The organism is Pseudarthrobacter sp. MDT1-40-2, assembly GCF_059383595.1.
In genome coordinates this window covers 423,828-449,414 of sequence record NZ_JBWZCL010000002.1, presented here as the reverse complement: position 1 = coordinate 449,414, position 25,587 = coordinate 423,828, and the positions used below count along the sequence as shown (strand labels likewise).

The 25,587-nt window shown below is 64.5% G+C and carries 23 protein-coding genes; 13 read left to right on the top strand and 10 right to left on the bottom strand.

The features are described from left to right. Positions 1-19 precede the first annotated feature (19 nt). On the bottom strand, positions 20-1,489 hold the full coding sequence (locus AC50X5_RS08300) for a peptide MFS transporter (RefSeq protein WP_494975616.1): 1,470 nt from the start codon (positions 1,487-1,489) through the stop codon (positions 20-22). A 218-nt stretch (positions 1,490-1,707) separates the two neighbouring features. On the opposite strand from AC50X5_RS08300, the gene AC50X5_RS08295 reads away from it, so the two are divergent. The 3 genes from AC50X5_RS08295 (at position 1,708) to AC50X5_RS08285 (ending at position 3,021) form a co-directional block, all read left to right on the top strand. Next, entirely contained in the window at positions 1,708-2,235 is a 528-nt protein-coding gene (locus AC50X5_RS08295) for a DUF4190 domain-containing protein (protein WP_494975615.1), read from the top strand. Positions 2,236-2,313: 78 nt separating this feature from the next. Further along, on the top strand, positions 2,314-2,640 hold the full coding sequence (locus tag AC50X5_RS08290; protein WP_493983559.1) for a rhodanese-like domain-containing protein: 327 nt from the start codon (positions 2,314-2,316) through the stop codon (positions 2,638-2,640). 180 nt (positions 2,641-2,820) lie between these two features. Then, positions 2,821-3,021 carry a hypothetical protein gene (locus tag AC50X5_RS08285; protein WP_463937987.1) on the top strand — a complete coding sequence of 67 codons (201 nt, stop codon included), beginning with the start codon at positions 2,821-2,823 and terminating at the stop codon, positions 3,019-3,021. On the opposite strand, the gene AC50X5_RS08280 is transcribed toward AC50X5_RS08285, so the two are convergent. After that, complete coding sequence (locus AC50X5_RS08280; protein WP_494975614.1) at positions 3,018-4,127, bottom strand: diacylglycerol/lipid kinase family protein; 1,110 nt, start codon at positions 4,125-4,127, stop codon at positions 3,018-3,020. The two genes, AC50X5_RS08285 and AC50X5_RS08280, sit on opposite strands and share 4 nt — an antisense overlap. Positions 4,128-4,216: 89 nt before the next feature. On the opposite strand from AC50X5_RS08280, the gene serS reads away from it, so the two are divergent. Together serS and AC50X5_RS08270 are read left to right on the top strand one after the other, a co-directional pair. Then, entirely contained in the window at positions 4,217-5,497 is a 1,281-nt protein-coding gene (serS, locus tag AC50X5_RS08275) for a serine--tRNA ligase (RefSeq protein ID WP_494975613.1), read from the top strand. A gap of 194 nt (positions 5,498-5,691) precedes the next feature. Next, the gene (locus AC50X5_RS08270; RefSeq protein WP_494975612.1) at positions 5,692-6,579 is read left to right on the top strand and encodes an HAD family hydrolase; all 888 of its coding nucleotides are present in this window, start codon (positions 5,692-5,694) and stop codon (positions 6,577-6,579) included. A gap of 38 nt (positions 6,580-6,617) precedes the next feature. Here AC50X5_RS08270 and AC50X5_RS08265 read toward each other — a convergent pair whose 3' ends face one another. Continuing rightward, the gene (locus AC50X5_RS08265; RefSeq protein ID WP_494975611.1) at positions 6,618-7,217 is read right to left on the bottom strand and encodes a hypothetical protein; all 600 of its coding nucleotides are present in this window, start codon (positions 7,215-7,217) and stop codon (positions 6,618-6,620) included. A 126-nt stretch (positions 7,218-7,343) separates the two neighbouring features. Here AC50X5_RS08265 and AC50X5_RS08260 point away from each other — a divergent pair, with 126 nt between their 5' ends. Further along, complete coding sequence (locus AC50X5_RS08260) at positions 7,344-9,725, top strand: phosphoketolase family protein (protein WP_494975610.1); 2,382 nt, start codon at positions 7,344-7,346, stop codon at positions 9,723-9,725. Positions 9,726-9,749: 24 nt separating this feature from the next. On the opposite strand, the gene AC50X5_RS08255 is transcribed toward AC50X5_RS08260, so the two are convergent. The 5 genes from AC50X5_RS08255 to AC50X5_RS08235 form a co-directional block, all read right to left on the bottom strand. Next, a complete protein-coding gene (locus AC50X5_RS08255) occupies positions 9,750-10,943 on the bottom strand; it encodes an ABC transporter permease (RefSeq protein WP_494975609.1) in 1,194 nt (397 codons plus the stop codon). Then, complete coding sequence (locus AC50X5_RS08250; RefSeq protein WP_494975608.1) at positions 10,940-11,686, bottom strand: ABC transporter ATP-binding protein; 747 nt, start codon at positions 11,684-11,686, stop codon at positions 10,940-10,942. The genes AC50X5_RS08255 and AC50X5_RS08250 overlap by 4 nt, the downstream gene beginning before the upstream one ends. Before the next feature lie 2 nt (positions 11,687-11,688). Then, positions 11,689-12,972 carry a hypothetical protein gene (locus AC50X5_RS08245; RefSeq protein WP_494975607.1) on the bottom strand — a complete coding sequence of 428 codons (1,284 nt, stop codon included), beginning with the start codon at positions 12,970-12,972 and terminating at the stop codon, positions 11,689-11,691. Between the two features lie 110 nt (positions 12,973-13,082). Beyond that, positions 13,083-14,420 (bottom strand): carboxylesterase family protein, encoded by a 1,338-nt coding sequence (locus AC50X5_RS08240; RefSeq protein ID WP_494975606.1) that lies wholly within the window; start codon positions 14,418-14,420, stop codon positions 13,083-13,085. A 50-nt stretch (positions 14,421-14,470) separates the two neighbouring features. Continuing rightward, entirely contained in the window at positions 14,471-14,995 is a 525-nt protein-coding gene (locus AC50X5_RS08235) for an adenylyl-sulfate kinase (RefSeq protein ID WP_494975605.1), read from the bottom strand. A 237-nt stretch (positions 14,996-15,232) separates the two neighbouring features. Here AC50X5_RS08235 and AC50X5_RS08230 point away from each other — a divergent pair, with 237 nt between their 5' ends. Genes AC50X5_RS08230 through AC50X5_RS08220 form a run of 3 tightly spaced genes read left to right on the top strand, consistent with a single transcriptional unit; the run spans position 15,233 to position 19,229 of the window. Further along, a complete protein-coding gene (locus AC50X5_RS08230) occupies positions 15,233-16,309 on the top strand; it encodes an extracellular solute-binding protein (RefSeq protein WP_494975604.1) in 1,077 nt (358 codons plus the stop codon). Between the two features lie 41 nt (positions 16,310-16,350). Then, a complete protein-coding gene (locus AC50X5_RS08225) occupies positions 16,351-17,421 on the top strand; it encodes an ABC transporter ATP-binding protein (protein ID WP_494975603.1) in 1,071 nt (356 codons plus the stop codon). Further along, entirely contained in the window at positions 17,418-19,229 is a 1,812-nt protein-coding gene (locus AC50X5_RS08220) for an ABC transporter permease (protein ID WP_494975602.1), read from the top strand. Before AC50X5_RS08225 ends, AC50X5_RS08220 begins: the two co-directional genes overlap by 4 nt. 73 nt (positions 19,230-19,302) lie before the next feature. On the opposite strand, the gene AC50X5_RS08215 is transcribed toward AC50X5_RS08220, so the two are convergent. Then, entirely contained in the window at positions 19,303-19,794 is a 492-nt protein-coding gene (locus AC50X5_RS08215; RefSeq protein WP_039239147.1) for an inorganic diphosphatase, read from the bottom strand. Positions 19,795-19,950: 156 nt separating this feature from the next. Here AC50X5_RS08215 and dacB point away from each other — a divergent pair, with 156 nt between their 5' ends. The 4 genes from dacB (at position 19,951) to hpt (ending at position 24,339) form a co-directional block, all read left to right on the top strand. Next, positions 19,951-21,426, top strand: coding sequence for a D-alanyl-D-alanine carboxypeptidase/D-alanyl-D-alanine endopeptidase (dacB, locus tag AC50X5_RS08210; RefSeq protein ID WP_494975601.1), 1,476 nt, complete (start codon positions 19,951-19,953; stop codon positions 21,424-21,426). Positions 21,427-21,494: 68 nt separating this feature from the next. Further along, a complete protein-coding gene (locus tag AC50X5_RS08205) occupies positions 21,495-22,613 on the top strand; it encodes a zinc-dependent metalloprotease (protein ID WP_494975600.1) in 1,119 nt (372 codons plus the stop codon). A 110-nt stretch (positions 22,614-22,723) separates the two neighbouring features. After that, positions 22,724-23,761, top strand: a complete 1,038-nt coding sequence (gene tilS, locus AC50X5_RS08200; protein WP_494976072.1) for a tRNA lysidine(34) synthetase TilS — start codon at positions 22,724-22,726, stop codon at positions 23,759-23,761. 26 nt (positions 23,762-23,787) lie between these two features. Next, positions 23,788-24,339, top strand: coding sequence for a hypoxanthine phosphoribosyltransferase (gene hpt, locus AC50X5_RS08195; RefSeq protein ID WP_494975599.1), 552 nt, complete (start codon positions 23,788-23,790; stop codon positions 24,337-24,339). A gap of 200 nt (positions 24,340-24,539) precedes the next feature. Here hpt and AC50X5_RS08190 read toward each other — a convergent pair whose 3' ends face one another. Then, positions 24,540-25,373: an endonuclease domain-containing protein gene (locus AC50X5_RS08190; protein ID WP_494975598.1), complete on the bottom strand. Its 834-nt coding sequence runs from the start codon at positions 25,371-25,373 to the stop codon at positions 24,540-24,542. Positions 25,374-25,587: the final 214 nt, after the last annotated feature.

Sequence of the window (25,587 nt, the reverse complement as noted above, 5' to 3'; positions counted from 1 at the left end):
GTACCTGAGGGCTTTGGGCTTAGCGGACTCCTGCCATGAGCTTCCGGATGGCCGGTGCTCCGGCTGCCAAGGCAGCGGCGAGCACCACGGCCGCTCCGCCTATGCCAAGGAAATACGGAAGTTCGTTGTCAGGGTTGTACAGGCCAGCCAGAATCCCGGCGAGCGTGGTGCCCAGGGAGACCGAGAGGAAGAACAAGGCCACCATCTGTGTGTGGAAGGCCTTGGGGGCAAGCTTCGTGCTCACCGACAGGCCGATGGGCGAAAGGAACAGTTCCGCGAGCGTAAAGAGGAACAGGATTCCCACCAGCGCCAGCAGCGGCGTCTTTCCGGCCCCCGACAGTGGGATGAACGCCAGGAAGGCCAGGCCCATCACGAGCAGGCCTGCGGCGAACTTAACGGGTGAGCTGGGCTGCTTCTGGCCCAGCTTGGTCCACAGGGCTGCCATGACACCGGCGAAGATAATGATGAAGACCGGATTAATTGACTGCACCCATGCTGCCGGCATCTCCCAGCCGAAGAGGTTCCGGTCCAGCTTCTCCTCCGAGTACACGGCGATGAACGTGAACTGCTGCTGGAACAGTGCCCAGAAACCCGCCGAGGCGATGTAGAGGGGGATGAAGGCGAGCACCCGGCTCCGTTCCACTGCGGTTACTTCCCGGCTGCGGAAGATCAGCGTGAAGTAGATGACCGAGGCGCCGATTGCCGCATAAGCCATGGTGCGGGCGAGGTTCTCTGCATGGACGATCCCCGTGACCAGAAGAAGCATGATGACGGCGATGATTCCCACGAAAATCAGGCCGTAACGCTTGCGGTCCGCAGCCGGCAGGGGATTTGCCACGTGGTGCGCTTCGGCCGGCAGTCTCTTGCGGCCCAGTGAGTAGATGCCCAGGCCGATAGCCATGCCAACGGCCGCCGCACCGAAGCCCCAGTGGAAGCCACGGCTTTCCTGCAGCCAGCCGGTCACCAGCGGTCCTACCAGACCGCCAAGGTTGATGCCCATGTAGAAGATGGAGAAGCCGGCGTCACGGCGTTCATCCTTTTCGCCGTACAGCGTGCCCACCAATGAGGTGGCATTGGCCTTCAGGCCTCCGGAGCCGATGGCCACGAGGATCAGGCCCGCGGTCAGGCCAGGGATGCCGGGCAGGAGGGCCAGAGCCACATGGCCCGCCATGATCATCATGGCTGAGCCGAACAGGACCCGCTCGGAACCAAATACCCGGTCAGCCAGCCAGGCTCCCAGGATTGTGGAGAGGTACACGCCGCCGCCATATGCGCCTACAAGGGTGGCAGCGAGGGCCTTGTCAATCGACAAGCCGCCCTGGTCTGCCGTGAAGTACATGTAGTAGAGGAGGATTCCCTGCATTCCGTAGAAGGAGAAGCGCTCCCACATTTCAACGGAGAACAGGCTGGCCAGCATCTTCGGGTGCCCGAAAAATGCGGAGTCGCCGTGGCTTTTGGCTGGGGCGACGGTGTCTTGGGAAGTCGTCATTTACCCCATGCTGGCATCGAGAACCCGTTATTGTCACATTTTTGCCGACCTTGGGCAACCAGTTTCCGATGGGTGGATGGGGGTCCATCAGAAGTTTCCGGCTTGGCAGCCTCGCTTCAGGTGCCCCGGCCACCCGCGTTCCTTGCTGCCGCGATGAGGGCTACGGGGGCAGGCTTCGGCTGTAGGCTGGAGAAAAGCAGAATTTCCGAGGGGGAACCATGACCGAACAACCGAACCAGCGCCCGGAAGGGTCCGGCCCGGCGGATACCCCGCCATCCTACGAACCTCCAGCTTTCGTGCCGCCGCAGGGCTCTGAGATTCCACCGCCCCCGCTGTATAACCAGGGCCAGTACGGCCAGGACCCATACAGCCCGACCCAGTTCAACCAGGGTTACAACCCGGGCCAGGCCGGGGCGCCGTACGGTCAGGAACAGTACGGGTCCACCCCCTATGGCCAGCCGGGCCAGTACGGTCCGCCCATGTACTACGGAGCGCAGCCACAGCCCAAGGGCTTGAGCATCGCCAGCCTGGTATGCGGCATCGTGGCCGTGGTTATGGGCATCATCATGCTCCCCCAGATTGCCGCCATCGTCACCGGTCACCTCGGGTTGAAGCGGGAACCAGCGGGCAAGGCACTGTCCATCACCGGCCTGGTGCTGGGCTACCTGTGCCTGCTCGGCTACGGCCTTTTCTGGGTGGTGGCTATCGTTGGCGTGGCAATCGCCAGTTCCACCTACAGTTACTGAAACCCCGTCTTCTTGGCGCCGGCACTGCCGACGCCAGGCTTAAAACAGGAACCCTGAGACCCCAGATTGAGGACTGCCATGAGCGATTTCGAGACCGTTAACGTCACCGGGCTGCCCGCCGATGCCACGCTTCTCGATGTCCGCGAGGACTACGAATGGGTGGCCGGCCATGCTGAAGGCGCCCTGCACATCCCCTTGGACCAGCTGCCGGCCCGCCTCTCAGAGCTGGACCCGGACCAGGACCTGTACGTCATTTGCCGCACCGGAGGGCGCTCGTTCCGGGCCGCCCAATGGCTCGTTGGGCAGGGCTACTCCGCGGTGAATGTTGCCGGCGGCATGGACCACTGGCTTGAAGCGGGCAAGCCGCTGGTCTCGGATAACGGCCTCAAGCCGATAGTGCTTTAGGCCCGCCCGTATCCTTCGCCCTCCAACCGGCGCCTAGCCTTCGCCGCCTGGCTGGGATCCCGCCGGCGCCCCCCTTGGCGCCCCGCCGGCCGGGGTACTTCCTTGGTCGTCAAACAATGCGTATGCTTACTTGATCCAAAGGGCGAAGGGCCCCAGCGAAGGGAGTGCGTCATGCCGGAGATGAGCATTGACAACAACGACGGCCAGGGAATCATCGTGAATCCCAAGCCGACGGCGGACAACCAGGACTGGGACGGGGACGAAGCCGACCGCGCCGACCGCCTTCGCTTCGAAGAGGAACAGGCCATGATCCGGGAACAGTCCGAGGCCCGCGCCGCCGCCAAAGCTGCTGCCGAGGAAGCTGCCAAGAAGGCGAGCTAGGATTCCCGGAGGCCTGGTGATTCCGCCCGTGCCATCAGCGCCGGGGCCACCACAGTGGGCTTCACCCTGATCAGCAATGACAGTGGATCGATAGTCACGGTGACCTTTGTGGCCTCACCATGGGGGTCACCGTCGAGTTGGGTGGGCATCGGCTCGGCACACTTGATGACGATCTTGCCGGAGCGGTAAACAGTCATGAACGGCAGTGTTCCGCCGTGCTTGAAGATGATCTTGAAGTACATGATGAGCCAGCCGGCGAAGCTGCGCGGACTCATCACCACAACGTCCAGCACGCCGTCGTCAATCATTGCCTGCGGAATGAAGTCAATACCGCCGGGGATCAGGCCGCAGTTGGCGAAGAGCACCGAGCGGATCTTCCGCACCTGCTCGGGGCCGTCGTCGAGTGTGATCGAAACCCTTTTCCGCCGGCCCGGCAGATGGCGCATCCCTGCTTCGGTGTAGGCGAGCCAGCCCACGGCCTTCTTCAGTTGCGCGTTGGTATCGCCCACCACCTCGGCATCCATCCCTATCCCGGCGATCACCAGGAAGCCGTGCTCCGACGACGTGCCGGTCCAGGCGTTTTCGATCTTTATCCGCGCGGTGTCAATAAAGCGCTGCTGGCCGTACAGGGCGGTCTGGACATTGGTGTGGAGGTCGTTCAGGTCCACGCCCACGTTCCGGGCCAGCAGGTTGCCCGTGCCCAGCGGAATCAGTCCCATGGCCACCTGGGTGCCTGCGAGGGCCTGAGCCACGGCGCGGACTGTGCCGTCCCCGCCGCCCACCAGTACGACGTCGGCCCCTTGCGCCAATGCCTTACGCGCCTGGGCATATCCGGGCTCCTGAGCCGTGGTTTCGTAAATGCGCGGTTCCGCCCACCCGGCGGACAGGCAGGCGCGCTGGATCAGTGTTTTTGCCTCGGACGAGCGGTGTTTGATGGGGTTTAGGATGAGGGCCACGCGTTGCGGCCCGGGCGCCTTCCCCTGCTGCAAATCCTCCTGCACGGCCTTGCGGGTGTGGCGGGCCTTAAGCCGGCGCACGCCCCACCAACTGGAGACGACGAACACCACGCCCCCAGCGATCAGAAAGATGATGATCCAGTCGCCCATGGTGGTTCAACACTAACCCGCCTACGGCACACGGCTGCCCTGGGCAGGTGGCGGGCGGCCGGCCGCTCCGGATTCGATACCCTTATCTGGTGATCGACGTAAAAGAACTCAGCGAAAACCCGGACAAGTTCCGTGCCAGCCAGCGCGCCCGCGGCGCCGACGAATCCGTGGTGGACGCGATCATTTCCGCCGATGCCGGCCGCCGTGCCGCGCTGATCCGCTACGAGAACCTTCGTGCCGAGCAGAACCTCTTCGGCAAGAAGGTGGCGCAGGCCAAGGGCGAGGAAAAGCAGGCGCTCCTGGCTGAAGTCCGGGAGCTGGCCAACGCGGTGAAGGCTGCCTCCGCCGAGGCCGACGCCGCCCAGGCCACCCAGGAGGAACTCCTGCGCGTGATCCCCAACCTCGTCGAGGACGGCGTTCCCGAGGGCGGCGAGGACGACTACGTGGTGGTCAAGACTGTTGGCACACCCCGCGAGTTCACCGACTTCGAACCGCGCGACCACCTGGAAATTGGTGAGCTTATTGGCGCAATCGACATGGAGCGCGGCGCCAAGGTATCCGGTTCCAGGTTCTACTTCCTCCGCGGCGTCGGGGCCCGGCTGGAGATGGCGCTGCTGCAGATGGCTATGGAACAGGCCATCGACGCCGGTTTCGTCCCGATGATCACACCTACTTTGGTACGTCCGGAGACCATGCAGGGCACGGGCTTTGATGTAAAGCACGACGCCGAGATCTACCGTTTGGCCGAAGACGACCTGTACCTGGTGGGTACCTCGGAGGTGGCCCTGGCGGGCTACCACGCCGACGAGATCCTGGACCTGTCCGCCGGTCCCGTCCGTTACGCCGGCCAGAGCTCCTGCTACCGCCGGGAAGCGGGCTCGCACGGCAAGGACACGCGCGGCATCATCCGCGTCCACCAGTTTAACAAGGTGGAAATGTTCATCTACACCACTGTCGAGGAAGCCGCAGCAGAGCACCAGCGGCTCCTGGCCTGGGAAGAGGAAATGCTGGCCAAGTGTGAACTGCCCTACCGCGTGATCGACACTGCCGCCGGGGATCTGGGCATGTCCGCCGCCCGCAAGTTCGACTGCGAGGCCTGGGTTCCCACGCAGGGCGCCTACCGTGAACTGACTTCCACCTCCAACTGCACCACGTTCCAGTCCCGCCGCCTGAACATTCGTGAGCGCACGGTCAATGCCGAAGGTGTCACCAAGGGCACCCGTGCCGTGGCCACCCTTAACGGAACACTGGCCACCACCCGGTGGATCGTGGCCATCCTGGAGCACCACCAGAACCCTGACGGCTCGGTCAACGTGCCCGTGGCCCTTCGGAAGTACCTGGGCGGGCTCGAGGTATTGCCGGTCCTGTAGCCGCTACTTTCGGTGAAACCATTTATCCCCCGGCTAGTGGAGGATTCCCTGCCGCGTACGCCGGTGAATTCTCCACTAGCGGGGGATTCGGTAACATCCACACTGTGGGAAGCCTGTGGGTATTAACCCGGAGTTCATGGCGGCAGTGGCCTGCGTCCTAGGCTCCGGGCAGGGGTTTCTGGTCTACTGGAGGCATGACTATTTTGACTGAATCCTCAGTCGCTGGCACCGAAGACCAGCGAAACACAGAAATCCGAACCGAGCGCAAAGCCGCCTTGAACGGCAACAGCGCCCCGCGGCTTATGGTTGCCCTGGATGTTGACGGGACCCTGGTGGACCACGACGGCCACATGTCACCCGCCGTCCGCGAATCCGCGCAGGCCGTTGTCGCCGCCGGCCACGAAGTAATGATTGCCACCGGCCGGTCACTCAATGCCACCCTGCCCGTCATCGAGCAGATCGGCATTGACCGCGGGTATGCCGTGTGCTGCAACGGCGGCGTGACACTCCGGCTGGATCCTGAGCTGGAAGCCGGCTACGAGGTCATCCACAAGGCAACTTTTGATCCCGCTCCAGCCTTGCGTGCCCTGCGGAAGAAGCTGCCCACGGCCAAGTACGCACTGGAGGACGAGGACGGCAACTTCCTGGCCACCGAACGCTTCGAAGATGCAAGTTTTGGCGTGGAAGCGATCGGTGTGGATTTCCAGACCATGCTGAAATCCACCGCCGTCCGTGTGGTGGTTTTCAGCAGCCAGAACACATCCGAAGAATTCCAGGAAGCTATCGCGCAAGTGGGCCTGGCCGGCGTGACGTACTCTGTCGGCTGGACGGCGTGGCTGGACATAGCCGCGGCGGGAGTCACCAAGGCAAGCGCCCTGGAATCCCTCCGGGTCCGGCTGGGCATCGATGCCGGGAACACTGTGGCTATCGGCGATGGCCGCAACGATATCGAGATGCTCAGCTGGGCTGGCCGCGGAGTGGCCATGGGCCAGGCGCCGGAAGAAGTCCTGGCTGCTGCGGATGAAGTGACCAAGTCAGTGTTGGACGACGGCGCCGCAGCCGTATTGCGCAGCCTCGTCTAAGCACTGCGCCAGGTAGCCCGGGAGGCAAGCAGGCCCGGTTAGCGGACCTCGAGGATCAGCGCCAGCAGTCGCGCAGCGGCCGGCCGGGCGGCATGTTCTTCATTCCACTGTGAGCGGGCCACGGCCTTACTGACTGCCTGGGTGCTGATTCCCAGCGCCTGTGCCACGGCCTTCTGTTGCCCGCGCACGCCGGGGGTGAGCAGGTCCAGCACCCGCCACTCGGCCTGGCTGCGGTCGCGCACGATGTGGCCCAGGAGCCGCAGCACGGCTTCGGCTTCGGTGGTCAGTTCGGGCAGGGGCCCGTCAACGGCGACGGGAACCCGGTCTTTGCCCTGCCGGAGCCGGTCCACTGCCCTGCGTGCGTAAATCAGGCCGTGCCCGGAGGCGTCCTTGATCTGGTTAGGCAGCGGCTCATTGAGGGGGCCCACGCCGATCCCTACAAACCATGCCCCGGCCCGCAGGGCAATCAGTGCAGCCTCGACAGTCTGGTGCGGGCAATCCAGAACTCCCTGGACCTCGTCCTCGATGGAACGGTCAAAATCCAGGCGTGCAGGGATGTGCCGAAGTTCCTTCAGCAGCCTGGGAACCAGGTCGCCATCGCGTCGGCTGTCCGTCTGGTTAATTGTCAAGGTGAACATTGTGGATCACAGACTACCGGCTGGTAGCGCTCGGACGGTATGGGGAGTCACGGCGGGGTTTCCCTCTGGCGAAATGATGTGATGCGATGGGAACACGCGCCATTGCCCACTCCGTGGAGGAACCCGATGACCCTTGATCCAGGCTCCACCGTCCCAGAAGATGAACTTAGCCTCGTGGACCGCTGGTGGCGGGCCGCAAACTACCTCTCCGTCGGCCAGATCTACCTGCGGAGCAATCCGTTGCTCCGCACCCCGCTTAAAGCCGAAGATGCCAAGGCCAGGCTCCTGGGACATTGGGGCACCACCCCAGGGTTGAACTTCGTCTACTCCCACCTGAACCGCGTCATCCGCCGCGACTCACAGGAGATGCTCTTTGTGGCAGGTCCCGGGCATGGCGGCCCCGCCGTCGTTGCCAATGCCTGGCTCGAGGGCACCTATGCGGAGATCTACAGCCACGTGGGGAACGACGAAGCCGGCCTGGCCGAGCTCTTCCGGCAGTTCTCCTACCCCGGCGGCATTCCCAGCCACGCGGCTCCGGAAACTCCCGGCTCCATCCATGAGGGCGGCGAACTGGGGTACGCCCTGGCCCATGCCTATGGGACGGTGTTTGACCACCCGGAGCTGATCACCGCCGTCGTGATTGGCGACGGCGAGGCAGAGACCGGGCCGCTGGCGGCAAGCTGGCACTCCCATAACTTCCTTGACCCGGAAGCGGACGGCGCGGTGCTGCCCATCCTGCACCTGAACGGCTACAAAATCGCCAACCCCACCGTGCTGGCCCGGATGCCGGAGGAACAGCTGGCGGAGCTGCTCCGCGGTTACGGGCACCGGCCGCACTTCGTGACCGTCAAGGACCCGCGGGATACCGCAACCGCGCATGCCGATTTCGCTGCCGCGCTGGATGCCTGCATGGCGGAGATCCGGGAAATCCAGGCCGAATACCGGGGCGGGGGCAGCCCCGGGGGTGGCGATCGCCAGGACCGCCCCGCTGCTCAGTGGCCCATGATCGTACTGCGCTCGCCGAAAGGCTGGACCGGCCCACAGGAGGTGGACGGCCTCCCTGTGGAGGGAACGTGGCGCAGCCATCAGGTGCCATTGACCGAGGTGCGGACCAACCCGGATCACCTCCGCCAGTTGGAGGAATGGATGCGAAGCTACCGTCCGGAGGAACTGTTCGACGACGGCGGGCGGCTGCGTGCCGACGTCGCGGCCAACGCCCCGGAGGCCGATTTGCGGATGAGCGCCACCCCGTACGCCAACGGAGGGGTCCTGCTCCGGGACCTCAAGCTGCCGGACTACCGCAAGCACGCCGTCGAAGTTTCCAGCCCCGGGGATGAAAAAGTGGGTCCGATGGGCGTCCTGGGCGGTTGGATGCGGGACGTGATCAGCCTGAATCCGGACAACTTCCGGCTGTTCGGCCCGGACGAAACGGCGTCGAACCGGCTGCAGGACGTGTACGACGTCACCGACAAGGTGTGGCAGTACCGGATTGACGACGTCGACGAACACCTTGCGCGTGCCGGCAGGGTGATGGAGGTCCTCAGCGAACACCTCTGCCAGGGCTGGTTGGAAGGGTACCTGCTGTCCGGACGGCACGGAGTCTTCAGCTGCTACGAGGCGTTCATCCACATTGTCGATTCCATGTTCAACCAGCACGCGAAGTGGCTCAAGGTGCACCGCGCCCTGCCGTGGCGGCAGCCCATTGCTTCGCTGAACTACGTGTTGTCCTCGCACGTGTGGCAACAGGACCACAACGGCTTCAGCCACCAGGATCCAGGCTTCATCGATCACGCCGTCAACAAGCGGGCAGAGGTAATCCGCGCTTACCTGCCACCGGATGCGAACACGCTGCTGTGCGTGATGGACCACTGCCTCCGGTCCAGGGACTACGTGAACATCGTAGTCAGCGGCAAGCAGCCTTCCCCCGCCTGGCTGAGTCCGGAGGAGGCATCGCTGCATTGCCAGCGCGGGCTGGGAATCTGGGAGTTCGCCGGTTCCGAGGTTGCGGGGGAGGAGCCCGACGTCGTTCTTGCCTGCGCCGGTGACGTTCCCACCGTCGAGACAGTGGCCGCCGCCAAGCTGCTGAAAGAAGGCGTGCCGGACCTCAAGATCCGCGTGGTGAACGTGGTGGACCTGATGCGACTGCAGGACTCCAGCGAGCACCCGCACGGGCTCCGCAACCGCGACTTTGACGGAATCTTCACGGCGGACCGGCCGATCATTTTCGCGTACCACGGCTACCCGTCGCTGATCCACCGGCTGACATACCGGCGCACCAACCAGGCCGGGCTGCACGTGCGGGGCTACCAGGAGGAAGGCACCACCACCACGCCCTTCGACATGGCGATGCTCAACCGGATCGACCGCTTCCAGCTTGCGATCGACGCCATCGACCGCGTGCCGGGCCTCGCCGCGAAGTGCGCGTCGCTGCGCCAGTCCCTGCAGGACCGCCGAATACTGGCTCGCGAGTACACGCGCGAGCACGGCGAGGACCCGGACTGGATTTAGCTGCTTGCGCGCGCAACGCCTGCGTCAGAAGCGGATCGCGTCGATGACCTTGACCCGCACGGCTACCAGCGCCGGGATTGCTCCGGCCAGGGCGCCCACCAGGATGGCTGCACCGAGGCCCAGCATGGCCGCCTCTACGGGGAACGGTGGAAACTCGGTCAGCCCCGGGGCGATCCTGGATTCAATCCATGGGTTCTTGACCACGGCCACGGCGAGCATCACACCGGCAATCCCGGCCGCCGCCGTGGCCACCACAGACTCCATCATCACGCCCACGAAGATCCGTTGGGACGTTGCCCCGAAACTGCGCCGGATGCCGATCTCACGTACCCGGTACCGCACAGTGACCATGGAGATGTTCAGCATGCCCACGGCGCCGAGAAGCATAACCAGCCCAGCAATCCCTGCCACGGCCAACTGGACCATGGCGAACGGATCCCCGTAGCTCGCGTAGTCCCGGCGATCGACCTGGGCCTGCATGCCGGGGAACTGCTGTTGGAGGTCCGCAGCCATGGCGGCTTTTAGTGCCTCGGCCTGGGTGTCCTGGACCCAGATCTCGAACTGACTGGGCATCCCTCCGCCGCCGGAAGAAACACCTGACTTCTCCGCGGCCCCGGTCAGCATGTAGGCCGACGGCGACATGTCCGGATACACATCCGGAACCACTCCGATGATCACGGCTGCTGTTTTCCGTGGACCGGCCAGCGTCACCACGGGATTTGTGGTGAGGTTGGGCCGTCCCGCGGCATTGTAGAAGTTCTCTGAAACAACCAAGGCGGGCGCGAACCGTTGCTCATCCGTGTCCTCGAACCAGCTGCCATGGGTGATGTCAACGCGGTGGATCACTCCGTACCCGGGGTCAACCACTTGAAGGCTTACTGGCTGGACGCCATGCGGAAACTGGAAATCGTGTTGGGTCTGCGCAACGTTGGAGGAGTACTTGATGCCGTAGCGTTCCTGGATGCCGCGGAACGCCTGGCTGAGCTGCTCAGGATCCGGCATCGTAGGGCCGTAGACGCCGAGGTTTAGTGTTGCGGAGCGGCCGCCACTACGTTCTGATGAGGCTTTGTAGCCCTCGCGGACCAGGTTTCCCATTCCCACTACCGTAGTCAGGGCAGCCACGGAAAGGGCCACGCCGATCAGCGCGAGCAGGATACGGGTCTTGTTGATCCGCAGTTCCTGCCAGGCTTCCACAATGGTGGACACCAGGCCCGTCATGCCCTCGCTCCTGCGGCTGCGCCGGCGGAAACTCCCGCTGGATCCGGGAGGGACGGAACCTTCGTTGCCGTCAGGACGCCCGCTTCCAGCCGGTAGCAGGCGCGGGCCAGGGCGGCCACATTGGTGTCATGAGTGATGGTGATCAGGGCGGAGCCGGATTCCGTTGCCACGGCGTCCAGCAAGGCCATCACCGTTTGCCCGGTTTCGACGTCGAGTGCTCCTGTTGGTTCGTCCGCGAGGATCAGCCGGGGCTTCCGGACCAGGGCCCGCGCGATTGCCACGCGTTGCTGCTCACCTCCGGAGAGCATATTCGGCATCACGTCCGCCCGGGCGCTGAGGCCCACCCGGTCCAGCATTTCCAGGGCGAGTTCGCGGCGGCGCCAAAAGTCGGCACCCCGGGCGTAGAGCAGTGGCGTGATCACGTTGTCCAGGGCGCTCCGGCCGGGAAGCAGGTTGAACTGCTGGAATACGAAGCCCACGGAGGAGCCGCGGAGCTTTGCCCGGGTGTTGCTGCCCAGGTGGTCCACGGGCTCGCCCAGGAACCGGATTTCACCGGTGGTGGGAAGGTCCAGCAGGCCGATCAGGTTCAACAGGGTGGATTTGCCGCCGCCGGACCGGCCGATGATGGCCGTGTGGTCGCCGGCGTGGACGGCGAGGTCGATGCCCTTGAGAATGTGCAGTTCCGCATCGTCGGGGAGCCTGACGGTCCGGGTCACTCCAGTGAGGGAAACCAGTTCCTCCATGGCTACCCTCCCATCGGGTAAGCCAGGCCGAACTGGGGCCCGGAAGGCACTTGGGCCGGGGCGCCCGGAATGAATTCGAGGACAAACTCGCCCTCTTCCAGCCCGGAAACAACCTCGACCCGGGAGCCGTCGTTGAGGCCCAGCTGGACTTTCCGTTCTTCGGACGGGCCGGAGGCAACTGATCCGCCGGGAACCCCCTTGCCGGGATCGCCCTCCACTGGACCCCCGGCTGCTGCCGTAGGGGGACCGCCGGCTGGCGCGCCGCCGTCGAGGATTGCTCCATCCGGGGCGGGACCGCCCTGGCCGGGACCGCCGGTGGACACCCAGACGATGCCGTCCGTGACGCTGCCCTTGACGGCGGTGAGCGGAACGGTGACGACGTCCGTGGACTGGCCGGCAGTAACGGTCATGGTGGCGCCCAGCCCCGCGAAGACCTCAACTCCGGTGGGGACGGCGCAGCTGATGGTTCCCGTGGGTGTACCGCTCTCCGGAGGGCCGCCACCCATCATGCCGCCCGATGGAGCGATTGGAACCCGGCGGCTTACCCCGCCGGCTCCGCCACCCCCGGTTCCTGCTCCGCCAGAGGCGCCGGCCGCGCCGCCAGCAGTACCGGCGAGGCTCTTCAGCGTTACGGCCGAACAGGTAAAGGGAGCAGGGCCGCCGACGACGGAGATCACCGCGGAGCCGGGTTTGGCCAGGAGCCGGTACTGCTGCGCGGCGTCGATCGAGCCGCTGACGGTGAAGGTTCCGGGGTTAATGCTTGCCGTCGATTCGCCGACGCCGACCTGCTGGTCGAGCAGGACCGTGAGGGTTTCCACCGTGCCGGAGGTGGGAGCGTAGACGTCCGTGTAGGTGTATTCCGGGGCGGTGCGGACGGGGATGGTGCGCGCGGATGCCGACGGCGCTTCGCCTTCAGCGTCCCCTGTCTGTGGCGCTGGAGCCCCGGCCGGCGGTTCGGGCTGGACTTCGGTGCGCACCTGATAAAGCGGCGCATTAGCGAGCACCTCATCGCCTGGTGAGACGTGCAGGTAAATGACGCTCCCCGCCGTCGTATTCTTCACGGGGATGGCGGGGTCGCTGTCCACGGTGGCCTCGACCTCTACGGTGTTGGTTACTGTTGCCCGGGTTGCCTGGACCACCGGAATTGCCACCTCCGCGGAAGGGCCGATGGCGTCCTGTTCCGTCTTCATGCCATCGATAAACGCGATCTTCACCAGTGCCACGGCAATCACGGCAAAAACCGCCAGCCACGCCACCGGCATCACAATGCGCCTGAAAATCCTCATACTGCCCCCATCAGTAACTCCCGTCAGACCAGCTCTGCGGGAGCGTGTCGCTCCACACCATATACTGAGTATGCATCCGGCGCATGTCACGGGAGCACGGCTTGGCCCGGCTACACCTCCCGGTACTCCAGCACGCCAGCAATGTCGCCCCCGGCGCCCAGGTCCCCGCCCCGCGCGAAGTCCGCCCAGATCCGGCGGACAGTACGCCCGGTGGCATCGATCTGCTCCCAGGACAATCCGGAAAGCAGCCCAACGCCTTCCCACGTGTCCCTGGTGCCGAAGAGCAATGGCAGGTCCACGGTGTGGGCGGCGCCGAAAAGGGTTCCCGGCGCGTGCCAGGTCAGGAGGTAACGGTGGGCTTTGCCGCCGGCCCTTGTATGCCGCTTGGCAAATTTCCGGGCGGCGTGGCCGTAGACGGTCTCCGTTACCACCCAGTTGACGGCCCGCAGCATGGCTGCGCCCACCACCGGAACCCGGTGCAACCTCATCAGCAGCGGACTCCGCGGCAGGAACAGCCGGGCCTCTTCGGACGTATGCCCGATCAGGACTTCGATTCCCGGCGCCGTGTGATTCCACGCGGCTTCAATTGCGGACTCCTCGGGCAACGGAGCATGCCCGTACTGCGTGCCGAAAGGCATGGCAGCCAGCATCCCGAACTTGCGCGACACCTGGGCTACGACCTGTTCCATGGCCACCACGTCCATGGCGGGCGTTTCTTCGGTGACGGCTTCCGCAGCGATGCCCATGGCGGTGTTCATTTTCACGCGGCCCCGCGCTATGCCCAGCGGAGCACTCTGGATGATGGCCCGCTGGAACAGTGAGGGTGCCTCCGGTGTCGCCATCAGATGGGCTACTGCGTCACCGCCCGCCGACTGGCCAAAGGCCGTGACCCGCCCGGGATCGCCGCCGAATGCGCTGATATTCCTTTGCACCCACCGGAAGGCCTCGAGCTGGTCCAGCAGGCCCAGGTTCCCGGGCCTGCCATGGCGGGTCGCCAAGTACCCGAACAGGCCCAGGCGGTAAGTCACCGAAACCACCACCACGCGGTTCTCCGCCACCAGCCGAGCCGGATCGAAGATGGCAAGATCCCCGGAGCCTGTGGTGTAGGAGCCGCCATGCAGCCACACCATCACGGGCAGGCGCTCGCCGTCGGCCAAGTCAGCAGGCATGGTGATGGAGAGGTTCTGGCAGTCCTCGCTGCCAGGAAGTTCCCCGTAGCGGGTGCCCAGGACGTCATCGAGGAAAGGCACCGGACCCTGGGGACAGGCCGGCGCGAGCGAGGTCGCAGCCAGGGGAGTGCTCCAATCAGGAGCGGGGACCGGAGGCTGGAAGCGGGCGGCAGTGGCGTAGGGAATTCCGGTAGCGCGCAGGACATCACCGTCCCGCCATCCGGTGACAGGGCCGCAGGGCGGAGTGAAGGCAGGGTCAAGGTGCGGGGCTGCGGTCATGGGCTTAACGATTCCACAATTGACTGACATCGGCCGTCCGGTACGCTTCCCTACGAACCACTGGCCCAGGCAATGAGTGCCCGCAGTTCTGAGGCAACCTCTTGCGCATTTCGCCCGTCTGTGTCTACCCGATGCACCCAGCGTGGCGTCAGGGAATCGAGTTCGCGCGCCCCGGCATTGCTGCGCTTGACGTGCTCCAAGAACTCGTCCCCCTGGCTCCGGCTCCTCAGCCTTGCATGAGCCGTCGCGTCACTTGAGGTCAAAAGCACTGCCGTAATTTTGACGTCCTCACCCATGGCCGCCGCCAGCCGTTCTGTATACCTGACGCTTACGGTGTTGGTGTAGACCATCCGCCGGTATCCGAGGGCGCGGTAGTTTCTCCACACCGCTGACAGGTTCCGCTCGGCCAGGTGGTGTTCCCAGGGAGCGGGATGCGCGAGGTCGAGGGCATCGCCCTCGATCACGCAGTGCTTGACGTCCTGGTGGGAAAGCTGGGTATGGAGTTCAAAGGCTACGGAACTCTTTCCAACGCCGGAGCGTCCGCCTATGAAGAGCGCTTCAGTTTGTCTGTTCACCCACTGAGTATGGTCCGGAAGTTCCATCTACGGCGAGATCCAGGCCGCAGTAGTTGCCGGCGCGTCCTAACGTTTACTGCCCATTCATGCACAGTCTTCCGGGTGTTCCTCTGGCTGGGTCATAGTGGCCAGCCGGGCTGTTTATCGAATCGATAGCACTATGGCCCGTTTTTTGGCAGGCAGAGCTATAGGCTTGCCGGACATGCTCCGATTCCAGTTCAGAAACGAGTAAAGATCGTGCGTAAATTGCAGACTTTGGTTGCCGCCGCCGTCGCCGTCACCCTCCTGGCCGGATGCGGAGGGGGCACACCTTCGCCCGCCGCATCTGATGATACTTCCAGTGCCCCGGCGGCAGGAGGCGGCGAAACCCTGGTTGTCTACACCAACTCCAACGGCGAAGGCCGGGGAGAATGGTGGACCGCCAAGGCCAAGGAGGCCGGTTTCACCATCGAGATTGTTGGTGCCGGCGGCGCCGATGCCACCAACAAGCTCATTGCAGAGAAGAACAACCCCATTGCCGACGTTGCTTTCGGCTTGAACAACATGTATTTCTCCCAGATCAAGGCCGAAGATGCCCTTGAGCCCTACGAGCCCGTCTGGGCGGCAGATGTGGACGAAAAACTGGGCGACGGCGAGAGCTACTGGCCGTTGGTGAAGCAGGCCATCCTCCTTGGCTACAACTCAGACAAGATCTCCAAGGATGCCGCTCCCCAGGACTGGACGGACCTCTGGACCAAGGATGAGTTCAAAACCCGCTACGAGCGGGTCACCGGGATGGGCACCGCCACCGCACAGTTGGTGTTTGCCGGCATCCTCAGCAGGTACCGCGATGACTCCGGTGATCTTGGCATCTCGGACGAAGGCTGGCAGCAGGTGGAACAGTACTTCCAGAACGGCAGCCCCGCCGTCGCCAAGACCGACCTGTTTGCCCGGATCGCCTCCGGTGAAGTGGACATGGGCCAGATGCCGTCCTCGATTATCACCGAACGCGAAAAGACCTTCAAGGTGAACGTCGAAACAGTGATCCCCTCGGTGGGCGTTCCGTTGGCCGTAGAGCAGATCGCCTTGGTGAAGGGCACTGACAAGAAGGAACAGGCGCAGAAGTTCATTGACTGGTTTGGCAGCGCCGAGGTCCAGGGCGAGTTCGCAAAGCAGTTCAACTCCATGCCGGTGAACACGGTCGCGGCAGAGAAGGCCAACCCGGAGGTGGTGGACTTCTTCGCGGAGCTCAAGCAGCAGGATATCGACTGGGATTTCGTCCAGGAGAACATGGGTTCCTGGGTGGAGAAAATTGAACTCGAGTACATGACGTAACCCTCCTCAACCAGCCAGCCGCCCCACCAGACAGGTTTGCCATGATCCGCTTTGACAACATCGAAGTTTCATTCGGCGACTTCATCGCCATTCCGCAGCTGGATCTGCACGTGCGCCCGGGGGAGTTCTTCACTCTCCTGGGCCCGTCCGGCTGCGGAAAGACGACGGCGTTGCGTACCCTGGCGGGGTTTATCCAGCCTTCAGCGGGAACCATCCACGTGGACGGCAAAGACGTCACGCGGCTCCCCAGCGACAAGAGGCAGGTGGGCATGGTGTTCCAAAACTATGCCCTGTTCCCCAGCATGAGCGTGTACGAGAACATCGCCTTCGGGTTGCGGGTGCGGAAGGAAAAAACAGCGGACACCGACCGGATGGTGCGCGACATTGCCGCCCGGATGGAACTGAGCGATGAGCAACTGGCCAAGAACGTTGCGGAATTGTCTGGCGGGCAGCAGCAGCGGGTAGCTGTGGCGCGCGCTCTGGTGCTGCAACCCAAGATCCTGTTGCTGGACGAGCCCCTGTCCAACCTGGACGCCAAGCTTCGCCACCAGCTCCGGCAACAGCTCAAGGACCTGCAAAGCGAATTCGGGATCACCACCGTATACGTGACGCATGATCAGGACGAGGCCCTGGCCATGAGCGACCGGGTTGCCGTGTTCAACAAGGGCGTAGTGGAACAACTGGGAACGCCACAGGAAATCTACGATCACGCGGCAACCGAGTTCGTCTGCAACTTCATCGGTGACAGCTCCGCCTTGACCCCTGATTTCGTGGCGGAGGTGAACTTGAGATCAGGGGCGCAGCTCAATATCGTTGCCAACTCCTACCTGCGGGTGGAAAAGGCGACACTGACCGCGCCGGCAGAAGGATCCAACGGCGGCGTTGCTGGGGTGCGCGGCACAGTGGTTTCCCGCACCTACCATGGCCTGCACAGCCGTTACGTGGTGCGCAGCCACGGCGCCGATATCCGGCTGCTGGTCAGGGAGGACGGCGGCGTCCAGCCAGAACCCGGGACGGAAACCACCGTTTACCTCCAGCCGGGGCACATCCTGCAGTATCAGCCGGACACCGGCGTTGCCCTCCGGGAGCAGCAGGCGGCAGTCGCACCATGAGCAGCACGCCCGTCCGCCAAATGCTCCGCTCGCCCTTCGTTCTGATCGTCGGCGCGATCCTGACCTGGTTCATCGCTGCGTTCCTGGTGTGGCCGAACCTGAACGTCCTGCTGACCACGTTCTTCCCCGACGGGAGCTTCTCGGGACGCGCGGCGGAAAAGCTGTTGTCGTCCGAGCGCGCCATGAAGTCTTTGGGTAACAGCTTCATGCTGGCGGTGGCGCTGTCCGTCACGGTCAACGTTGTGGGCCTCTTCATTGTCCTGGTAACGCACTACTTCAAAATCCGGGGCTCACGGATCCTCTTCCTGGGCTACGCCACGACCTTTATCTACGGCGGGATTGTGCTGGCCGCCGGGTATAAGTTCATCTACGGCGATAAGGGGATCGTCACGTCCCTGCTGCTCTCCGTATTTCCGGGCATGGATCCGGCCTGGTTCTCGGGCTTTTTTGCCGTGCTGGTGGTCATGACGTTCGCCACCACCACTAACCACATGCTGTTCGTGGGGAACGCACTCAAGGGCATCGACTACCAGACCATTGAGGCGGCCAGGAATTTGGGGGCCTCAACGTGGACCATTCTGCGCCGCATTGTGCTGCCGACGCTCAAACCCACCCTGTTTGCCGTGACCATCCTGTCCTTCCTGACGGGGCTGGGCGCGCTGAGCGCGCCCCAGGTGCTGGGTGGCCGGGAGTTTCAAACCATCACGCCAATGATCCTGACCTTTGCCAACAGTGCCACCTCCCGGGACCTGGCTGCGCTGCTGGCGGTGATCCTGGGCCTGTCCACCATCCTGATGCTGGCAGTGATGTCCGGCCTGGAAAAGCGCGGTACCTACCACTCACTGTCCAAAGTGTCTTCGGTGCTGCAGAAACAGCAGATTTCCAGCCCTGCTGCCAATGCTGCCGTGCACATCGCCGCGTACCTTTTGTTCGCGCTCTACACGCTGCCCGTAGTGCTGATCGTGCTGTACTCGTTTGCGGACGGCGCCGCCATCCAGACGGGTCAGATCAGCTTGGGGAGCCTGACGCTGGACAACTATGTGCGTATCCTCACCCAGGAGTCAGGCCTGCGGCCCTTCATTGTCAGCGTCGTGTACAGCGCACTCGCGACCGTGATTGCCGTGGGCGGTCTCTTCTTTGTAGCGAGGCTTTTGCAAAAATACAGGAACTGGGTGGCATCGACATTTGAATACCTGCTGCATATCCCGTGGATCCTGCCTTCGTCCCTGCTGGCCCTGGGATTGATCATCAGCTACGACCACCCCAACCCGTTGGTGGGCGGGGCTGTCCTCACGGGGACCACCGTCATCTTGCTGATCGCTTTCGTGACGGTCAAGATCCCGTTCACCCTCCGGATGCTGAAGGCATCCTTCGCGTCGGTCAACACCTCAATGGAGGAGGCGGCGGCCATCATGGGCGCCAAGACCCTCTACGTCTTCCGGCGGATACTGCTGCCGCTGGTTCTGCCGTCCGCCGCAGCGATCGCCGCGCTGAACTTCAACACCCTGCTGGATGACTACGACACTGCGATCTTCCTGGCCCACCCGCTGGTCCAGCCGCTGGGCCTGGTGATCAAAGCGAACACCGACGGCGCCGAAGGGGTGGAGGGAGTGGCCAACACGTTCGTCTATACCGTGCTGCTCATGGTGATCACCGGAGTGACCATGTACCTGGTCTACGGCCGCTCCGTCAGGAAGGGAACATCCAAACGACGCCTGCCAGTGGCCGCCCCCGGCCCCGGCGCCACGCCGGTCGCCGGCTCCGCCCCGGTTGAGGGCAGCAGGGAGAACCCAACTCCGGTGCGCTGATCAGCGGTGGCGCCCGCTACCGGACCCGCCGTCGAAAGTTACCCGGCCAACTCCGCGGCCGGAACAATAGGGACTAGTGCCCTGCTGCCGGAACGTAGCGCTTGATGGACGCTTCCAGCTCGGCTTCTGCCGCAGCGCGGTCGCCCCAACCCTCGGCCTTGACCCACTTGCCGGGCTCCAGGTCCTTGTAACGGGTGAAGAAGTGCTCGATTTCCTTGATCAGGAATTCGCTGACATCGCTGACTTCCTGGATGTGGTCGAAGCGGGCGTCAACGGGAACGCACAGCACCTTGGCGTCGCCGCCGCCGTCGTCCGTCATGTTGAAAACACCGATGGGGCGGGACTCGACGATGACTCCAGGGTGGAGGTCGAAGTCCTGCAGGAGCACCAGAGCGTCCAGCGGGTCGCCGTCCTCACCCAGCGTGTTCTCGAAGAACCCGTAGTGGGTGGGGTACTGCATGGAGGTGAAGAGGACGCGGTCCAGGCGGACGCGGCCGGTCTCGTGGTCAACTTCGTACTTGACGCGCGATCCCTTGGGGATCTCGATGGTGACGTCATGCTTCATGGAATGCTCCTCGGCTAGTGCAGGGGGTTCGCGGCAACGATGACGCTTTTGCTAAAACAAAGGGCTGTCAGTGCCGCCGACTACTATTGAGGATATAGCGACCGCCCCCGGTTTCAGGAACTTGTGGGGAATTCAGGACTGAGGACCAGCAGCACTATGACGTCATCGAAGGGGGCAGGTGCCGGTCCGGCGCCGGGTAAGGTGCTGCGCGGCAACTGGCCTTTGGCCTTCCTCCTCGTCTTCGCCATTGCGCTTGCCGTTCCGGCCGGTGTTTCGCTGATCCCCGGCTTCAGCGGTCCGCCCGCTCCAGCCGCGGTGGAACCCGTCCCCACTCCTGCCTGGCAGCAGCTGCCCACGGCGCCGGCTACCCGCGGCGGAATATCCTCCTTGCAGGCCACCGCTCCTGTTCCGCAACCCGCAGTCCTCGCCGCTGCCCTGGAACCTTTGTTAACGCCCGACGGCGGAGGTGACTTCACGGCGCACGTCCAGGATGCGCTCACCGGCGAAGTCCTGTTCAGCCGCGGTGGAACGGAAGCGCGGGTGCCGGCGTCGAACACCAAGCTCCTGACCGCCGCGGCAGCCCTGCGGACCATGGACCCCGCACGGCGCTTCTCCACCACAGTGCTGCAGGGCGGCGAACCCGGAACGGTGGTGCTGCGCGGCGGCGGTGACGTCCTGCTCTCCTCCGGCGATTCCGCTGCGGAGCAGGTGATGGGCCGGGCTGGACTGGGCTCCCTCGCGGCGGATACTGTCGCCTCGCTGCAGGCCGCCGGGGTCACCGGTGCCGTTACCGTTCAGCTGGATGATTCACTGTTTTCCGGCCCCTCACTGAACCCAGCCTGGGATTCCGGGGACGTCGCAGCCGGGGAAATCGCGCCGCTCTACCCGCTCGCCTTGAACTCGGCCAGGTTTGATGCCTCCGTCACCACCGGCCAGCGGCCGCAGGACTCCGCGATGGCCGCTGCGGAGGCGTTTGCTGCATCCCTCCGCAACCTGGGTGCCGCCGCGGGACTGGTGGTGGCCGTCGACGTCGGACGTTCAGTTGCATCCACGGACGCACCAGTGCTGGCGGAGGTGCAGTCCGCGACCGTTGCGGAGCAGGTGGCACTCATGCTGGAGACCTCTGACAACTACCTTGCCGAGGTGCTGGGCAGGATGGCCGCGCTGGCCGCCGGCCTCCCCGGGAGCAACGACGGCGCCACGGCAGTTGTACTCGCCGAAGTGGAGAAGATGGGCATCGCCACGGACTCCATGGCGCTGGCGGACGTTTCCGGACTGACCATGGCGAACCGCGTCTCCGCGGCCCAGCTGACGGCCGTGGTGCTGGCCATGACGTCCGGCGCGGACAGCAGGTTGCGGCACGCACTGCCCGGCTTCCCGGTGGCGGCGCTGACAGGAACGCTGGACGGCCGCTATGGCGCCAGCCAGTCCTCAGCAGCCGGCGCCGGCCTGGTCCGCGCCAAGACCGGAACGCTGAACACCGTGCTCGCGCTCAGCGGGTATGTGGTGGACGCTGACGGCAGGCTGCTGGTCTTTTCGTTCGTCGGCAACGGGTTGACTCCGGGCGCGGCAGGGAACAAGCCGGCACTGGACCGGGCCGCCACTTTGCTGGCCGGCTGCGGCTGCCGCTAAGCCTGCTCCCGTTCGCCGGTCAGCGAACTTAAGGGCGCATGCACAGGCTGCTGTGATGTTATGGGGGTATGGCGACTCCCCAAGCTAGTCCTGTGCCCGCCCCGGCCCTCATCAACTGGGAGCTGGCCGCCTCCACCGCCGCCCGGCTGACTCCCGCCGGGCCACAGCTGTCCCCGCGGGAGATGGGTGACGCCGTCGGTAATCTTCGGCTGATGGCGGACCGCTCGGTGGGTTACGTCCACCAGATCACGCGGCTGGAGGCTGCGCGTGACCTGCGTGACTCCTCCGTGCTGGTGGTGGACCGCGCCACCTGGGCCAAGGCCAATACCCAGAGTTTCTCGGTGATGCTCAAGCCGGCCATCGAGAAAATGCTGGAGAGCCGTAAGGGTTCCGTAGGCCCTAGAGCGGCGGCCATCAGCGGCGCCGTGACGGGAAGCCAGCTGGGCGCCATCCTGGCGTTCCTGTCCAGCAAGGTCCTGGGCCAGTACGATCCCTTCGCCGCGCTCGCCGAAAACTCGCACGCCCCTGCCGCAGGCCGGCTGCTCCTGGTGGCCCCGAACATCATCTCCGTGGAACGCCAGCTCAACGTGAGCCCGGACGACTTCCGGCTCTGGGTGTGCCTCCACGAACAGACGCACCGGGTCCAGTTTGCCGCCGCGCCCTGGCTCCGGCACCATATGCTCGCCGAAATTGACGGCCTCAGCGGCCACCTGCTGACCAATGTCGACTCGCTCATGGAACGTGCCACCGCAGCGGCCAAGTCGCTGAAGGACCGCAACGTCGCCGGGGAGACTCCAGGCCGCGGAGCCATCCTGGACCTGTTGCAGGATCCCGAAGAGAAAGCCGCGCTGTCCAGGCTCACCGCGGTGATGAGCCTGCTGGAAGGCCATGCGAACGTGGTGATGGACGCCGTGGACGCCAGCATTGTGCCGTCCGTCAAAACCATCCGGCAACGCTTCAACGCGCGCGGTAAGGATCGTGGCGCCGTCGAGAAATTCCTTCGCAACCTGCTGGGCCTGGACGCCAAGATGAAGCAGTATTCGGACGGTGCCAGGTTTGTCCGCGCCGTGGTTGCCGTGGCCGGCATGGAGGGTTTCAACCGGGTGTGGGAGTCGGCCCAGAACCTGCCCAGCGAAGAAGAAATTCATGATTCCGCCCGGTGGATTGACCGGATGGGTTTGCGGTGACCGAAGGTTCTGCCGGTTCTGGTTCTGCCGGTGCTGCTGCAGGAGTGCCTGCAAGCGGTCGACGGCGGCCCGGCCGGTTGGCCCCGGTCGTTGGCACTGCGCGTAAGGCTCTGGCGGACGCTTTGGCGGCGGCCGGCTTTCCGGAGCGGGTCCTTGTAGCGTGCAGCGGCGGTCCGGATTCGCTTGCTCTGGCAGCTGTTGCCGCCTATTTCGCCCGCCGTGGCCATGTGCAGGGCCACGCGATCACCGTGAGTGCCGTGGTGGTTGATCACCAGTTGCAGCCCGGTTCGGCAGAAGTTGCCGCTTCGACTGCCCTTGCCCTGAAGGAACTTGGTTTGGACCCCGTGCTGGTCCGGGCCGTTGACGTTGTATCCACTGGAGCGGGACCTGAGGCTGCTGCCCGCGATGCCCGGCACGCTGCCCTCGAAGCCGCTGCCCTGGAACTCAACGCCGGCGCCGTCCTGCTGGGCCACACCCTGGACGACCAGGCCGAGCAGGTGCTGCTGGGCCTGGCCCGGGGTTCCGGTACCCGCTCGCTCGCCGGGATGCGCCCGGCCCGCGGGATCCTGCTGCGCCCCTTCCTGGGCCTGCGGCGGGCGGACACCCTGGCCATCTGCGACGCCGAGGACCTCGTTCCCTGGCATGATCCCACCAACTCGGACCCTGCATACGCCCGCTCCAGGACCCGGGTGGAAGTGCTTCCGGTTCTGGAGGAAAAGCTTGGCCCCGGCGTTGCCGAGTCACTGGCCCGGACGGCCGCCATCCTGCAGCTGGACGCCGATTACCTCGACGAGACTGCCAGCGAAGCGTACGAACAGCTCGCGGAGCGGCTGGATGGCGGGATCGACCTTCCTGAGGCCGCCTTGAGTGCACTTGCCCCGGCCATCAGGTTCCGGGTGATCGCCAAGGCCGCTGCCGACGTCGGCGGTCAACAGCCCAGTTACCAGCGGCTCCTGGCGGCAGAGGCGCTGCTTCGCCGGACCGGTTCGGCCGGTCCAGTGGAACTGCCAGGTGGCGTCAGGGTGTTCCGGCTCTCACTTGCCCAGCTGGATGCCCACTCCACGCCAACCGGCCAGGAGGGGGTTCCCCGGGGAGCCGCCCGCTGTGGGAAGCTTGTATTCCGGCCTCAAAAACCGCCCCAAATATAGTCCCCGCATCTACACAGGAGCCATTGGTGGATTCAAACGACGTCACGGCAGATCTCAAGCACGTTCTCTATACCAAGGAGCAGATCCAGCGGAGGATTACTGAGCTCGCTGCGCAGATCGACAAGGACTACGAAGGCCGGGAACTCCTGATTGTCGGCGTGTTGAAGGGTGCCGTAATGGTCATGGCCGACCTCGCCCGCGCGCTGCACAGCCACGTCTCCATGGACTGGATGGCCGTCTCCTCCTACGGCTCGGGTACCCAGAGCTCCGGCGTGGTCCGGATTCTCAAGGACCTGGACACTGACCTGATGGGCAAGGACGTCCTGATCGTGGAGGACATCATCGACTCCGGCCTCACGCTGTCCTGGCTCAAGACCAACCTGGAATCCCGCGGCACCGCCTCCGTGGAAATCTGCACGGCGTTCCGTAAGCCCACGGCCGCGAAGGTCCAGATTGACGTGAAATACGTGGGCTACGACATCCCCAACGAGTTCGTGGTGGGCTACGGCCTGGACTACGCGGAGAAGTACCGCAACCTGGACTTCGTGGGCACCCTGGCGCCGCACGTTTACGAGTAGGCCGCGTTTCCGTCCTTTTGGCTTAGCCTGATTTAGGCTTCCGGCTGCACTTCTGCACCACTTTGGGTCTTTCCGATCCGGCCAGGCTCCGTGAATCCGGGGGCGGGGGAACTTCTTTGTGGCCAAAGTGGTGCAAATCTGCGGTGTTTTTGGCCCAGGCGCCTGGTCTTGGGTCCAAGCCGGCGGCCTGAGGGAGGTTGCTAGCGCGGCAGTCGGGCGGGCGTTAATAGGGTTTGGGTGATCTGTGCCAGCATGCGCTCCGGCCGGTGCACCACATCCTCATATGCATACCTCAGTACCCTGTAACCCAGTGCGGCACCGGTGTTATTGCGTCGAAGATCCTTCTTGAACTGCTTCTTGTTGTTATGGAACGCAGCGCCGTCGATCTCCACGATCAGGCAGCCGTCGACCAAAAAGTCCACGCAGCCGATTCCCTCCAGGTACACCTGTGTCTCCACGTGGAGACCATGCCTCCGGAGCAGCACCCGCGCCACGGTTTCCAGCAACGAATCTGCGCCGGCCTCCACCAGGTCCAGGACATTTCGCGCCCGGCCGTTCCTGGCCCCAGGCAGCAGGCTTCGAAGGAAGGCCGGACTGGAGTCCCCGCGGTTGCACGCTGACTCCACCATCACCAGGGCTTCAATCTCCGGCAGGCATTGCAGCGCGTGGACCAGGACATCTCTAAGTGCCAGCACCGGTGGTTGGAGGGCCGTGGTCTTCCCGTGGATCCGGTGCGGGACATGGTCCGCGCTCAGCCGCCTGTGCGTAGCGGCGAGGTGTAGACAGCTGGCTGGTTGGAGGGTCCACAGCCCGTAATGATCCGCTGCGGACAGGCAGGTCAGCGCGGCGTTGGACGTCATGGCGGCAAGGAATTCCGGGCCGACCCCGGCCACATGATAGACACCCTGCCTGTTGCGAAGGATCCGGCGGGAGCGCAGTGCGGTATCAATGTGGTGCCTGGAGAAGCCTGCACTGCGAAGTTGGGCCAGCCTTCCCACTCCGCCTTGCCGTGCCAGTAAATCTGCAGCGTCCATGGCTCCCACCTTCGTGCAGTCCGCAGCGGGTCGGCAGCCCATCATCGGGCTATGTGGATAAAGCCAGCCTCCGTTTTGCACCACTTAGGTCCGGTGATGAAGCCGCGGTGCGCCATCGGCCCGGCTCGAGAAAGCCTGCCCGGGGCAGAGCCGGGCATAGCGGTGCAGAAGTGCCGGTGTCCGCCGGATCAACTGACTCCAGGCCGCGGCCTCA

Bases quoted from the DNA above. Each gene is read 5' to 3' on its own strand.
- AC50X5_RS08285 (WP_463937987.1), top strand. From the start codon at position 2,821: ATGAGCATTGACAACAACGACGGCCAGGGAATCATCGTGAATCCCAAG.
- AC50X5_RS08300 (WP_494975616.1), bottom strand. From the start codon at position 1,489: ATGACGACTTCCCAAGACACCGTCGCCCCAGCCAAAAGCCACGGCGAC.
- AC50X5_RS08295 (WP_494975615.1), top strand. From the start codon at position 1,708: ATGACCGAACAACCGAACCAGCGCCCGGAAGGGTCCGGCCCGGCGGAT.
- AC50X5_RS08225 (WP_494975603.1), top strand. From the start codon at position 16,351: ATGATCCGCTTTGACAACATCGAAGTTTCATTCGGCGACTTCATCGCC.
- AC50X5_RS08255 (WP_494975609.1), bottom strand. From the start codon at position 10,943: ATGACGGGCCTGGTGTCCACCATTGTGGAAGCCTGGCAGGAACTGCGG.
- AC50X5_RS08265 (WP_494975611.1), bottom strand. From the start codon at position 7,217: ATGTTCACCTTGACAATTAACCAGACGGACAGCCGACGCGATGGCGAC.
- AC50X5_RS08205 (WP_494975600.1), top strand. From the start codon at position 21,495: ATGGCGACTCCCCAAGCTAGTCCTGTGCCCGCCCCGGCCCTCATCAAC.
- AC50X5_RS08190 (WP_494975598.1), bottom strand. From the start codon at position 25,373: ATGGACGCTGCAGATTTACTGGCACGGCAAGGCGGAGTGGGAAGGCTG.
- AC50X5_RS08250 (WP_494975608.1), bottom strand. From the start codon at position 11,686: ATGGAGGAACTGGTTTCCCTCACTGGAGTGACCCGGACCGTCAGGCTC.
- AC50X5_RS08245 (WP_494975607.1), bottom strand. From the start codon at position 12,972: ATGAGGATTTTCAGGCGCATTGTGATGCCGGTGGCGTGGCTGGCGGTT.
- AC50X5_RS08215 (WP_039239147.1), bottom strand. From the start codon at position 19,794: ATGAAGCATGACGTCACCATCGAGATCCCCAAGGGATCGCGCGTCAAG.
- AC50X5_RS08290 (WP_493983559.1), top strand. From the start codon at position 2,314: ATGAGCGATTTCGAGACCGTTAACGTCACCGGGCTGCCCGCCGATGCC.
- AC50X5_RS08270 (WP_494975612.1), top strand. From the start codon at position 5,692: ATGACTATTTTGACTGAATCCTCAGTCGCTGGCACCGAAGACCAGCGA.
- AC50X5_RS08240 (WP_494975606.1), bottom strand. From the start codon at position 14,420: ATGACCGCAGCCCCGCACCTTGACCCTGCCTTCACTCCGCCCTGCGGC.
- dacB (WP_494975601.1), top strand. From the start codon at position 19,951: ATGACGTCATCGAAGGGGGCAGGTGCCGGTCCGGCGCCGGGTAAGGTG.
- AC50X5_RS08260 (WP_494975610.1), top strand. From the start codon at position 7,344: ATGACCCTTGATCCAGGCTCCACCGTCCCAGAAGATGAACTTAGCCTC.
- AC50X5_RS08220 (WP_494975602.1), top strand. From the start codon at position 17,418: ATGAGCAGCACGCCCGTCCGCCAAATGCTCCGCTCGCCCTTCGTTCTG.
- AC50X5_RS08280 (WP_494975614.1), bottom strand. From the start codon at position 4,127: ATGGGCGACTGGATCATCATCTTTCTGATCGCTGGGGGCGTGGTGTTC.